The organism is Streptomyces spirodelae (assembly GCF_017676385.1).
GTDB classification, from domain to species: Bacteria; Actinomycetota; Actinomycetes; order Streptomycetales; family Streptomycetaceae; genus Streptomyces; species Streptomyces spirodelae.
On record NZ_JAFFZN010000001.1, the window covers coordinates 226,001 to 238,382 of the forward strand.

The window sequence follows — 12,382 nt, forward strand, 5'->3', positions numbered from 1 at the left end:
GCTGCGGAACTACTGGTTCTGCGGCACCACCAGTCGCGCCAGTTCCGTACGGGAGCCGATGCCCAGCTTCGGATAGATCTTGTACAGGTGGTACTCGACCGTGCGCGGGCTCAGGAAGAGCTGGGCTGCGATCTGCTTGCTCGACAACCCGTCGGCGACCAGTCCCGCGATGCGCAGTTCCTGTGGAGTCAGCGCGTCGAGTACGGTCGAGGGCGAGGGCTGTCTGCTCTCGCCCGCTGCGCGCAGCTCGCTCCGGGCGCGTCCAGCCCACGGCCGCGCACCTGCCCGTTCGAACGTCTCCCACGCCGTCCGCAGATGCGCCCGCGCCTCTCCCGGCCGCTGAGCACGGCGCAGGCGCTCCCCCAGCAGCAGAGCCGTCCTGGCCGCCTCGAACGGGTTGGTGTGCAGCCGCAATGCCTCGCGCAGGGAGTCGTCGGATGACGCGGCCAGCCCTCGGCAGCGTGCCAGCAGGGCACGTGACTCGGGTGTCGCGGCGTGCGCGGCCCCTCGCTCGTACGCCTCCAGCGCCGTCCACGCGCCCGCCTCGTCGCCCGTTCCCACGGCGGCCTCGACCCGGTCCGGCGCTGTCCGCCACACCACGATGGGGTGCCCGGCGCCCGGTCCCGCTCCGGCGATGGCCGTGAAGCGGTCGTGCGCCGCCGCGTAGCGTCCCAGGCACAGGTCGAGCAGTGCCAGCGCGTACGCGGCGACACCCACCCGCAAACCCACCCGATGGGGTACGGCGATGGCGAGCGCCTCGCGGGCCTGCCGTCCGCAGCTCTCCTCCTCGCCTCGCAGCGCCGCCAGCACCGCCAGGTTGGCCAGGTGCGCGGCCACCGTGTTCACGTATCCGGCCTCGCGGGCCAGCCCCAGGCCCTCCTCGGATACAGCCTGGCTGCTCGCCAACCGCCCGGCGAGGCGATCGGCCGTCGCCACGAACTCCAGCACCACGGGCAGCTGCCCCGTCATCCCCGACACCCTGGCGACCCGTCCGGCCCGGTCGGCCATGTCGTTCGCCAGGTCCGGCTCGCCCAGCTGGCCGGCCGCGGCCGCCGCCCACAGATACTCCGCCGCCTCCGTCAGTTCGCCGGCCCGCGCCAGCGCCCGCCGTAGGAGACCCGGCCCGGCAGCGTCGCCGTTCAGCGTCAGACCGATCCCGGCCACCGCGTCCCGCAAGAACCCCTCGGGGTGAGCTGCCGCCCGCTGTCCGAGCTCGACGACGGCAGCCGTGTCACCGACATACGAGGCAGCCTCGACGGCGTCCGCCAGCATCTCCAGGCTGTCGCCCGCCGCCAGGAGCCGCACGGCCTCGGCGACGTTCCCCGAGTTCAGCTCGAACCGGCCCCGGAGCTGGGCGATCTCCAGGGCCAGGCCGGCGTCGGCACCGGCCTGGTCGCGCGCGTCGGCCAGCAGCGATTCGGCCTGCCCCGGGCGGCCGCCGAGCCAGGCAGCGACGGCGGCGTCCTTCAGGCGGACGGTACGGGCGTACGGCGCGGGGGTCAGCTCGGCCGCTCTGGCGAGGGCGGTGGCGGCGGTGCCGTAACCTCCGCGGTCGCGCGCCCGCTCGGCGGCGGCCACCAGCTCGGCGGCGACCCGCTCGTCCTGGCCCAGGGCGGCTCCGGCCAGGTGCCAGGCGCGACGGTCGCCCCCGGTCAGCTCAGCCAGTACGGCGTGCACCCGGCGGACGTCGGCGGGCCCGGCGGCCTCGTGCACCGCCGACCGGACGAGCGGGTGGCGGAAGTGGACACGCGCACCGCGGAGTTCGGCCAGCCCGGACTCCTCCAGCTCGGCCAGCGCCACAGGCCCGTCCCGGTCCCCCGCGTTCCGACCGGGAACCTCGCCGGCGGTGTGCTGACCGGGCCCCTCGGTACGCTCGGCGGACAGCCGGTCGGCTGCACGCAGTACCAGGTCCAGATCGGCCTCGACGGCGGCGACCAGCGCGAGCAGCCGAGCGGGGGCCGAGAGCGCGGCCACCTGGTCGCCGAAGAGCCGGGCGCCCCCGGGGAGCGGGTCGGGCAGCGGTTCGCGTCCGGTGCGCTGCGCCGGCGTCAGCCGTGCGGCGATCTCGTCCAGGGCGAGGGGATTGGCGTGGGTCAGCGTGGTGAGTTCCCGTGCCGCCCCGGGCGGCACACCGTGGCGGGAGCCCAGCATCTCGGCCGCCGCGTACTCGGGCAGGCCAGGTACGTCCACCGTCAGCGGCACGCCCTTGACCGGAGCGTCGCCGCGCACGGCGAACAGCATCGCGACGCGTTCCGTCTCCAACCGCCTGGCGGCGAACAGCAGTGCGTCGGCCGAGGCCCTGTCGACCCATTGGAAGTCGTCCACGACACAGATCAGTCCGTCCGGTGCACCGGCTTCCGCCAACAGCGAGAGGACACCGGCGCCCAGTAGATACCGGTCGCCGGACTGGCCGGCGGCAAGCCCCAGGGCCGCGCGGACAGCGTCGCGCTGGGGTTCGGGCAGCGCTCCGAGCGAGCCGGTCACCGGTCGCAGCACCTGGTGCAGCGCCGCGAAGGCGAGATCGGACTCTGGTTCGATGCCGGTGGCCCGCAGGACGCGCATCGCGCCACGGTCGCGCACCGCGCCGGGCACACGTGCCTCGCCGGGCACGCGCGCCTCGCCGAGTACACGCGCCTCGTCGCCTTGTCCGATCGCCGCGTCCAGCAGGGCGGTCTTGCCCGCGCCCGCCTCGCCCCGCAACACCACCGCGCCGCCGCAGCCGTCGCGAGCACGCGCGATCACCTTTTCGAGGGCGCTGACTTCCGCAGCTCTGCCGTAAAGCACGAGCACCCACTTTAGAGACCATTTCAGGAGACCTTCCCGCGCCCCCGCACACGCCCATGACCGGCTCCAACCGTCGCGGTGTGCGGGGAGCCGAAGGCGGGCGATAGCCTCCCCGAGTGAACGCGATCTTCGACGAAGCCGTGCGCGCCCGGCTGCAAGCCCCCAGCATCTGGTACGTCGGCACTGTGTTCGCCGACGGAGCACCGCAGGTCAGCCCGATGTGGGTGGACCTGGAAGGAGAGGGAGAGCTGTCCTTCAACACCTCGGTGGGCCGGGTCAAGGAGGAGAACCTCCGCCGCGACCCCCGCGTCTATCTCTCGCACGCCGACGCCGCCGACCCCTTCGACCGGGTGCAGATCAGCGGTGAGGTGGCCCGCTTCATCGAGGGCGAGGAGGCGCACGAGCGGATGGACCGGCTGGCCCGGAAGTACCTGGGCAGCGAGCGGTTCGAGTGGCTCATGCCAGGAGAGCAGCGAGTCGCGGTGATCGTGCGCCCGGTCAAGGTGCGGCACATCGTAGGAGTCGAACGATTCCGACCCGGCGGCCCGGTCCCCGCCCCCTGACACCACGCCTGAACCGCACAGCCGGGCCGGCCACGGACATCACCCGCCCTGGTGGCCGCCTGGCGTGATCCGGCGGAGGACCGCTCACAGGTCCTCCTCGTCGACCGGGCGCAGAATGCGAGCGGCCGACACGACGAAGAGCGCCCGTTGGCCTGGGTACGACTTCCGGCTTGGGCGCCCTTCTGACGGCACTGTATGTGTTCACCGACGACCAGGAGCCCCGCGCCACCTGATCGGGCGAATCCGAACTCGCCGAACCCGGAACTCACCGACGAGCACGAAGGGGTCGGTCCACTCCACCGTGCACTTCCCGTCGGGCTCCTCATGGATCACCGAGAGGTCCACCACCTTCAGCTCCGGCGTGTCCGGAACCGTCATGGACAAGCCCATGGAGCGGCCGAGGACCGCCAGGCCGAGTGCCGAGCGGGCCGGATGCCTTCCTGCTTCCGGCAGCAGCTCTCCGGCGGGGGCCACCCTCAGCCCGTCTAGACTGCGGGGGTGCGCAGCAGACCTCTCCCCGACCTGCCCGGACCGCAGGCGCCCGCGCGGGAGTGGGTGGCGTACGACCTGGCCGCACGCGGGGAACGGGCTTCGGATCTCGCGGTGGCGCTCTGCCACGGTGACGGCCGCGTGCGCGAGGCGGTGTTGTGCGCCGGGGTGCCCGATGAACTGCTGCCCCTGGTGGTGCTGCGCTGCGCCGACTGGGCAGGGCCGGTACGGGAGGCGGCTCGGCGAGTGCTTACCGGGGCCCGGCCGGAGGCCCTGGTGCGCGCGGCGCCCGTCGTGCTCCACGCCGCCGGCCGCAAGCGCGGTGAAGCCGCGCTGCGCCTGCTGGAGGCGCGGTTGGCCGAAGGTGACACGGAGCTGCGGGAGTGCGCGTTCGGTCACCCGAGACACGAGGTGCGGCGCTGGGCGTACGGACGGGCTGTGGAACACGGTTGGCTGCCGCCCGAACAGCTCGCTCACCGGGCTGTGCGCGATCCGGATGTCGTCGTCCAGGCGCGCTGCGCAAAAGCGGCACTCCGCACCCCTCCGGCTCCGGAGGGGGCCGAGGTCCTCGATGTGCTGCTGGGCGCGCGCAGCGCGAGTGTCCGGGCCATCGCCGTCACCGCGCTGCGACGGCTGGGGCAGCCACTGCGGGCTGTCGACTGGCTGACCGACCGGTCATCGAGCGTACGAGCATGTGCGCAGTGGGCCGTACGCCAGGGAGGCGGCGATCCCCTCGCGCACTACCGCGGGGCCGCCGCCGAAGCCACTGGCCGCGCGGGGCCCTCGGTTGTCGCGGGGCTCGGCGAGTGCGGCGGACCCGGAGAGGTCGCGCTGGTGCTGCCGTATCTGTCCGACGCGCGGCCGGGCGTGCGTGCGGCGGCGGTCGGTGCGCTGCGGATGCTCGGGGCCGCCTCGCCTGAGCGCGTCGCACCTCTGCTGGACGACCCGTCACCGCGCGTCGTACGACGCGTCTGCGATGCGCTCCTCTCCGACGCCGAAACCCTGTCCCCGGAGGCGCTGCGGGCCCGGCTGGCCCCGGACCGCCCCCGCCACATCCGCCTGGCCGCCATTCGCCTGCTCGCGATCCACCGTGGCCTGGCCCCGCTCCGGGCCGGGCTCACCTTGGTGGGCGACCGGGACCAGGACGTACGTACACGGGCCCGCGCCCTGGTGACCCGCTGGGCGCCACCGGACTCCGCGGCCCTCGCCGCCGCTCTGCCCGCCGGTGAACGCGCCCGTCTCACTGCCGAGATCGACCATGCGGCCCCTGTCCTCGGCCCTTCGCTGGCGCGCTTTCTCCACTGGATCCTGCAGTAGGCCGGGCCCGGGTGCGCGGGTGTCGAGTGCGAGGGTCTTCCGGTCCCCTCTCGCCCGAGTCGTTTCGGCGTGCGCCGAAACGAGCGGATTCTAGGCTGCCCGCCATGAACCCAGCACCGCCCAGCCACCTGCCTGCGCGAACAGCCGTCGCCCACACCCATGTGGAGATCGAGCCCAGCATCCTGTACTTCGGTACGCCAGTGGTGCTTCTCTCGACGGAGAACGAGGACGGCTCGTTCAACCTCGCCCCGATATCCTCCGCGTGGGCTCTCGGGCAGACGGTCGTCCTCGGACTGGGCCGGGAGGGGCAGACCGCGTACAACCTCGGCACCCGGCCCGAGCTGGTGATCAATCTGCCGGCCCCCGCCCAGTGGCCGGCGGTGGAGCGGCTGGCACCGCTGACCGGACGGCACCCGGTGCCCGCGACCAAGCCCGAGGGCTGCCGCTTCGAGCCGGACAAGTTCGCCGCGGCCGGGCTGACCGGCGAACCGTCTCAGCTGGTCCGGCCACCGCGCGTCGCGGAGTGCCCACTCCAGCTGGAGGCCCGCGCCGAGCGAGTGCGGCCGGACGTCGCCGGCGGATTCGTCATCGTCGAGGCCGTGGTGTGCAAGGTCCACGCCGACCCCGGCATTGTCGTTCCCGGCACCGACCATATCGACCCGGCCGCCTGGAGTCCCCTCGTCTACAACTTCCGCCACTATTTCGGACTCGGCCCGGAACTCGGCCACTCGTACCGCACCCGGACACCTCGCAGCCGGGAAGGTTTCGCAGCAGAGCCGGCAGTCGGTGCTCTCGATCCCGGAAACCGATGAGGGCTGTGGGCGCGGCCCCGTCGCCGGGCTGTGCGACGACGCCGGGCCCGGGCCTGCCGCCACCCGGCGGTCTTCGGCGGGACGTCACCGCTCCTCGTAGGATGCGGGCGGACCGACACGGCAAGACGGGGGGTGGCGGTGCTGCCGAAGGTGGTGCTGCGGCACCGGGCGAGGTGTGCGTTGTGGTCCCTGGCGTCGACGGGGATCGCGGTGACGGCGGGGGTCAGCGGCTGGGCCGAGCTGACCATGGACCGGCCGGGGCCCTGGAAACTGGCGGGCGACCTTGCGGTGTGGGTCGTCCTGTTGACGGTGTGCTGGCGCTTCACGGGGCGCCGGGTCGTACTGGGCCCGGAAGGCGTGGTGCTGGTCGGCGTTGTACGCGTACGCCGGGTGGAGTGGCCGCAGGTGGCGGAGGTGGAGCTGGCGCACCGCATGACCGGCGCCGGGCCGCAGGGGCGCTGGCGGATCGCCCTGCTGCTCCACGACGGCACGCGCCGGTGGGCGCCGGGCTTCCTCACCGGCAGCATGTACCGGGGCGAGCCCGAGTTCGGCCCCGGTGACCGCAGCCGGTACGGCAGGGTGCACACCGACTCCGCGAACCCTCCCGACGACGCCCCGGCCGAAATGGTGCGGCTGCATCGGGAGTTGCGCGGATACTGGCTGTCAACCGGCTTCGGCAACGGCCCGGTCGAGGGGGCTGCGACGGCAGGGGACGGGCCTTGAACGCGGCCCGGCTCCCCCTTGGCGCCCCCTCAGCCCCCTCAGCCCCGCACCAGCGTGACCCCGGCGGCCTCGCAGCGTTCGGCCAGCTCCGCAGGTGCGTCCCCGTCCGTCACCAGGGTCCAGCCGTCGGACAGCCGGGCCCAGGCAGGCGCGTCATGGACCTCCAGTTTGGTCGCGTCCGCGAGCACCACGACGCGGTGGGCCCGCGCCGCGACCCGCTCCTTGACGGCCGTCTCCGCAAGGGTCGGCTCCCCCACGCCACGGCGCGGATCGACCGCGTCGGCTCCCAGGAAGGCCACCTCGAACGACAGCCGTTCCAGCGCGAGGTCGGCCAGCGGTCCGACGAGGCCGTGACTCAGTGGCCGGACACTGCCGCCCAGCATCACCACCTCGACGCCGGGCGCGTCAGCGAGAACCTGTGCGGTCTCCAGGCCGCGGGTGACCACCAGCGCCTGGTGGTCGCTCGGGTCGGACCACTCCTCGGCCAGACGCCGGGCCAGCGCGGCGCAGGTCGTCCCCGCGTCCACGAAGACCGCGCCGGTCGCGGGCACCAGCGGCCCGGCCGCGTCCGCGATCGCCGCCTTGGCGCGTAGCCGGAGTCGGGCGCTCTCGGCGACCGGACGCTCGTGGAAAGCCTCCGGTACGACCGCGCCGCCGTAGGTCCGGGCCACCTGCTGGTCCACGGTGAGCCGTCGCAGGTCGCGGCGGACGGTCGAGGCGGACACCTCCAGCGCGGCGGCGAGGTCTTCCACGTGCGTGGTTCCCTCGCGCAGCAGTTCCAGCAGCGCCTTGTGCCGGGCGCGGGTGCCGCTGCGCGCGGCGGACGGCTCAGCCATAGGTGGCTCGGATGGCCGGGGCGTACGGGCTGTAGTCCACCGCGGCGCGGTAGGCGGAGAGCATGGTGGCGTGGTCGGCCCGTCCCGAACCCGCGATGTCGAAGGCGGTGCCGTGGTCGACGGAGGTCCGCAGGATCGGCAGCCCCACGGTGACGGAGATGGTGCCGTCGAAGTCGTAGGTCTTGGCCGGGATATGACCCTGGTCGTGGAAGTGGGAGAGCACTCCGTCGTAGCGGCCGGTGAGGCCCTGGTGGAAGACGGAGTCGGCGGGTACCGGACCTGTCACGTCCAGTCCGTCGGCGCGGGCGGCCTCGCAGGCGGGTGCGATGTGCTCGATCTCCTCGTCGCCGAAGGCACCGTTCTCACCACCGTGCGGGTTGACGGCGGCCACGGCGAGGCGGGGCCGGTCGGTGCCGAAGACCCGCAGCGCCGTCAGAGCCTCGTCGATGGAGTTGCGTACCCGCTCCGCGGTCAGTTGGTCGAGGGCCTTGCGCAGCGCCACGTGCCGGGTGGTGAAGAAGATACGCAGATGGTGCCCGGCGACTGCCGTGTTGCGGACGACGAACATGGTGTCCTGGCGGGTGACGCCGGTCAGCTCGCCCAGCATCTCGGTGTGCCCGAGGTGCTTCGACCCTGCTTCCCAGATCGCCTCCTTGTTGATCGGCCCGGTGACGACACCGGCGACCTCACCCGCCATGGCCGCACGGGTGGCGGTCTCGATCGCGGTGACGGCGGCACGTCCCGCACGGCCGTCGACGGTTCCCCAGGCCGGCAGGTCGGTGCCGAGCACTCCGGTGTCGAGTACGTCGATGACGCCGGGCCCGGCGGGCTCGACCGAGAAGTCGGTGACCTCCCGGACCTCGGCGTCCACACCGGCGGCGCGCGCGCCACGACGGAGCGCCTCCGTGTCGCCCACGGCCACCCCGTGGTGGCCGTCCTCTCCTGCGACGGCCGCGAGGGTGCGGGCGGTGATCTCCGGTCCGATACCGACGGGGTCGCCGAGGGTCACGGCGAGGACGGGACGGGCCACTGGTTTCCTCCAGGTGTCTGGCTGGTCACGGGTGCTGTGGTGGGCTGTCTGTCTGTCAGGGTCTTGTCGCGGACTGCTCAGGAGCTCTGCGGCTTCGGCGCTCCGGTACTCCGCGGCTCCGGTGTTCCGCGGCTCCGGTGTTCGAGTGCTCGGCTCACGGCGGAGGCGGCGGGTCCGTCGCGTCGGCGGCGGCCGGCACCTGACGGCGGGCCGCCGCAGCCGCCCGGCGCAGGTATGTGACGCAGTGGGACGTCGTACCGGCGTCGCCGACGAGCCCGCCCTTGGTCACAACCGGCAGCCCGGCCCACGGCCCGCCGACGAATGTACCGGCCACCGCCAGCGGAACCAGCTCTTCCGCGACGTCCAGGCCGTGCGTCCGCAACTCGGCGAAGAGCGCAGCCGAGACGTCACCGCCGGTGGAGAAGAGCCCCTCCACTCCCGGCACGTCGTGGCGTTCCAGTGCCCGGCGCACGGCCCGGGCCAGGGCTCCGGGAAGCCGTTCGGCGTCCTCGGCACCGCAGTCCGCGGCGATGTCCGCCTCGTCCAGCACCGTCGCGAGCAGCACCACCTCCGCGGGACCGGCTGTGGCGAGTGCCTGGCCGAGGGCCTCGGCCGTGGCGGTCACGTCGGGCACGCTCGACTCCCGCTCGAGGCACGGGCGTACGACGACGACCGGGTGCTCGGCGCGCAGCCGGGAGAGCTGAGTGCGGGTGAGACGGGTGGTCGAGCCGGAGACGGCGAGGACCGGGGCGCCACCGGTGCTGCCGGTCAGGCCCATCGCGGTGGCCAGCGCGAGCGAGGAGGGCCCGGGGTCGATGCCCACCCATACCACCTCGCCGGCCCCCACCGGGGCCGCGCGCACGGCGGCGTCCGCGACCCTGTCCAGGTGGGAGGTGGTCAGAGCGTCGGCAACCAGGACGTCCACACCGTCCGCCAGCCGCTTCTCGACCAGCGCACGGAGGGCAGGCTCCGAACCGGTGACCGCTGACAGCGGCAGTTGGGCGACCTGCAGGCCGGGGGCCTGCAGATGCAGGAGATCCGCCACCTGTGAGGTGGGCAACGGAGAGCGCGGGTCCCGCGCCACCTCGGTGTCCTCCAGCCGTGCGCCGTCCCACAGTTGGGTGCCCTGCACCGTCTGCCGGCCCGCCTCGGGGTGGGCGGGCGCGCACAGGGCGACGGCGCGGCGGCCGGTCTGCTCGCCCACGGCCCGCAGCGCTGCCTGCGTGGAGGCTCCGAGGTTGCCGCGCAGGGTGGAGTCGACGCGGTGGGAGACCAGCGCGGCACCGCCCGTTTGCCGGATGACCGCCCGGACCCGCTCGGCGGCCTCCTCAGGCGGGCAGTGTCGGCTGTCGGTACTGACCACCACCGCATCGAAGCGGGCGCCGAACCTGGCCGCCGTGGCCGGGTCCTGGTGCGCGCCGACAGTCACCGCGCGCATGCCCGTACGGGCGAACCCGGCCGCGGTCGCGTTGGCGCCGGTGAGGTCGTCGGCGACGATCAGCACGGCGGGTCCGACGACGGGGGCCCTGCCGCGGACGGCCTCGGGGGTGTTGGCTCGGGCGCTCACAGCACCACGCCCGCGAGCAAGAGCAGCGGCAGCGAGCCGAGCCAGACGGCGGTGGTGATGCCGGACCAGCCGCGCAGCGCGGCCGTGCCGTCGAGGCCGGCGAAGCGGGTGACGACCCAGAAATAGGAGTCGTTGAAGTAGCTGAAGACCATCGACCCGGCACAGCAGCCGAGCGCGGCGAGCAACGGGGAGATGCCGAGCCCGTGGACCAGCGGCGCCGAAACGGACGCGGCGGTGATCATCGCGACGGTGCCGGAGCCCTGCGCGATCCGCACCAGGCTGGCGATCAGGAACGGCACCAGCACTCCGGGCAGGCTCCAGGAGGCGATGGTCTTCGCCATCTCGTCGCCGACTCCGGTGGCGCGCAGCACCTCACCGAGCGCACCGCCGGCGCCGGTGATCAGGATGATCAGCCCGGCGGACGCGGCGGCCTGGGCCAGCCAGCCGCCGACCTGACTGCGGGGCGTCCAACGCGGCAGCAGGCCGTACACGGCCAGAACCAGGCCGACCAGCAGCGCCACGACGGGGTTGCCGACGAAGGCCAGGGCCGCGGGTATCGGCGAGGGGTCGTAGCCCTCGCCGTCGAGCGTGCCCTGGGCGTTCTGATCGATGGCGGTGGCCACGGTGTTGGCGATGATGAGTACGAGGGGAACCAGCAACGGGAGCAGGGCCCGCAGCGCGCCCACGCGGTGCGGCTTCGCGCCGTCCGGCGGGGTGCCCAGCTCGCGGGCCGGGTCGTCCTCCGGCTCGTCCGCTGCCGTTGCACCGGCAGCACCTTCAGCCACGCCGCCACCGGCTGTCGTCCCATCGGCAGTCGGCCCCGCGAGCGCCGCGCCCGGTCCCGCGGCCACGGCGCGGCCGTAGACGGCCTCGCGCACCTCCGGCAGCAGCGAGTCCTCCAGCCGGGGACCGATCCAGCGCGCGTACAGCACCACAACGGGCAGCAGGAGAACCGCGAAGGCGAGCCCGGACAGCACCAGCCCGCCGAGGTCGGCGCCCAGGATGCCCGCGACGCCCAGCGGGCCCGGCGTCGGCGGGACGAGATGGTGGGTCAGCGTCATGCCACAGCCGAGGGCAAGGGCGAGCGTGACGTAACCGGCGCGCTTACGGCGTGCGATGGACCGGGCGAGCGGGTTCATGATGACGTACCCGGAGTCGCAGAAGACCGGGATGGACACCAGTGCGCCGGTCGCGCCCATCGCCCAGGGCTCACGGCCGATACCGAGGGCCCGTACGAAGGCCCGGGCCAGAGCGTCGGCGGCTCCGGAGACCTCCAGGATCTTCCCGAGTCCGACGCCGAGTCCGATGACGATGCCGATGGAGCCCAGGGTGTTCCCGAAGCCTTTGGTGATCGAATCGATCACCTTCGACGCGGGGGCTCCGGCGACGAATCCCGTCACCAGCGCCGCGACAAGCAGGGCGAAGAAGGCGTCGAGCCTGGTCCGCAGCACGATGACGACGATCGTGGCGATCCCCAGGACGAGCGCCGCCAAGAGCTGAAGATCCACGCTGATCCCCTCCGACGACTGCTGCGCGAGAACGGGCCCATGCGAGCGATGACGGCCCTCGCGATGAACGATTGCCGCATCATGCACGCCACAACCTGACCGAAACAAGCAGTTGGAGTCAAGAAATTGCGCGGACTGATCAGTTTCATCGACGGGGGCGCCCGGCAGCGGTTCAGCCCCGCTACGCGAACGTCCGGCTGGAGTACCGTCACGACGATCCGCCGACCATGGGATGGCCGTTATGCCCCCGCTGTGGCGTCATAGGGTTGGAAGGCCGCCCGTATGGTGTCGGGCATCGGCTTCTTCGTACCGGTCCCGCTGTCGGTGAAGACGTGCCGCACTTCGCCCTCGGCCATGAGCCGTTCACCCACCTTGAACCTCGGGGCCACGATCATGCTCGTCGTTCCGAGACGGGTGAGGGGCATCTCGATGTCGAGCAGCTCGTCGAAGCGCGCTCCCTGGCGGTAGACGATCCGTGCTTCCGCCACGACCAGTTCGGTGCCGCCTTCGACCAGGGACGCGTAGCCGCCCGCGACTTCCCGCCACAGCTCTGTCAACGCCACGTCGTAGTAGAAGAGATAGTGGCCGTTGAACACCACACCCTGCTGGTCACACTCGCTGTAGCGCACCCGCAGTCGGTGCGTGAAGAGTCGCGTCATGAGCGGGATCATAGGCGCGTGCAGGCGGCTTCCTCCCGGGAGACGCCGTAGGGGGTCTGGACGGCCTACAGGCGCAGGACTTCGCCTGCCCGGA

10 protein-coding genes are annotated in these 12,382 nt (G+C 73.0%); 4 read left to right on the top strand and 6 right to left on the bottom strand.

The window, feature by feature from the left end:
- Positions 1-9: 9 nt before the first annotated feature.
- A complete protein-coding gene (locus JW592_RS00985; protein WP_209262878.1) occupies positions 10-2,784 on the bottom strand; it encodes a helix-turn-helix transcriptional regulator in 2,775 nt (924 codons plus the stop codon).
- Between the two features lie 116 nt (positions 2,785-2,900).
- On the opposite strand from JW592_RS00985, the gene JW592_RS00990 reads away from it, so the two are divergent.
- The 4 genes from JW592_RS00990 (at position 2,901) to JW592_RS01005 (ending at position 6,688) form a co-directional block, all read left to right on the top strand.
- Positions 2,901-3,347, top strand: a complete 447-nt coding sequence (locus JW592_RS00990; RefSeq protein ID WP_209262879.1) for a TIGR03618 family F420-dependent PPOX class oxidoreductase — start codon at positions 2,901-2,903, stop codon at positions 3,345-3,347.
- Positions 3,348-3,845: 498 nt separating this feature from the next.
- On the top strand, positions 3,846-5,153 hold the full coding sequence (locus tag JW592_RS00995; RefSeq protein WP_209262880.1) for a hypothetical protein: 1,308 nt from the start codon (positions 3,846-3,848) through the stop codon (positions 5,151-5,153).
- A gap of 104 nt (positions 5,154-5,257) precedes the next feature.
- Complete coding sequence (locus tag JW592_RS01000; protein ID WP_209262881.1) at positions 5,258-5,965, top strand: flavin reductase family protein; 708 nt, start codon at positions 5,258-5,260, stop codon at positions 5,963-5,965.
- Positions 5,966-6,097: 132 nt separating this feature from the next.
- On the top strand, positions 6,098-6,688 hold the full coding sequence (locus JW592_RS01005; RefSeq protein ID WP_209262882.1) for a PH domain-containing protein: 591 nt from the start codon (positions 6,098-6,100) through the stop codon (positions 6,686-6,688).
- A gap of 38 nt (positions 6,689-6,726) precedes the next feature.
- Here JW592_RS01005 and JW592_RS01010 read toward each other — a convergent pair whose 3' ends face one another.
- From JW592_RS01010 to JW592_RS01030, 5 genes are all read right to left on the bottom strand, one after another.
- Positions 6,727-7,524, bottom strand: coding sequence for a DeoR/GlpR family DNA-binding transcription regulator (locus tag JW592_RS01010; RefSeq protein WP_209262883.1), 798 nt, complete (start codon positions 7,522-7,524; stop codon positions 6,727-6,729).
- The gene (gene pdxA, locus JW592_RS01015) at positions 7,517-8,554 is read right to left on the bottom strand and encodes a 4-hydroxythreonine-4-phosphate dehydrogenase PdxA (RefSeq protein ID WP_209262884.1); all 1,038 of its coding nucleotides are present in this window, start codon (positions 8,552-8,554) and stop codon (positions 7,517-7,519) included. The genes JW592_RS01010 and pdxA overlap by 8 nt, the downstream gene beginning before the upstream one ends.
- 154 nt (positions 8,555-8,708) lie before the next feature.
- A complete protein-coding gene (locus JW592_RS01020) occupies positions 8,709-10,121 on the bottom strand; it encodes a four-carbon acid sugar kinase family protein (protein WP_307805247.1) in 1,413 nt (470 codons plus the stop codon).
- Positions 10,118-11,629, bottom strand: coding sequence for a GntP family permease (locus tag JW592_RS01025; protein ID WP_307805248.1), 1,512 nt, complete (start codon positions 11,627-11,629; stop codon positions 10,118-10,120). Before JW592_RS01025 ends, JW592_RS01020 begins: the two co-directional genes overlap by 4 nt.
- 239 nt (positions 11,630-11,868) lie before the next feature.
- Positions 11,869-12,288, bottom strand: coding sequence for an acyl-CoA thioesterase (locus JW592_RS01030; protein WP_209262885.1), 420 nt, complete (start codon positions 12,286-12,288; stop codon positions 11,869-11,871).
- Positions 12,289-12,382: the final 94 nt, after the last annotated feature.

Bases quoted from the DNA above. Each gene is read 5' to 3' on its own strand.
- JW592_RS01000 (WP_209262881.1), top strand. From the start codon at position 5,258: ATGAACCCAGCACCGCCCAGCCACCTGCCTGCGCGAACAGCCGTCGCC.
- JW592_RS01010 (WP_209262883.1), bottom strand. From the start codon at position 7,524: ATGGCTGAGCCGTCCGCCGCGCGCAGCGGCACCCGCGCCCGGCACAAG.
- JW592_RS01030 (WP_209262885.1), bottom strand. From the start codon at position 12,288: ATGACGCGACTCTTCACGCACCGACTGCGGGTGCGCTACAGCGAGTGT.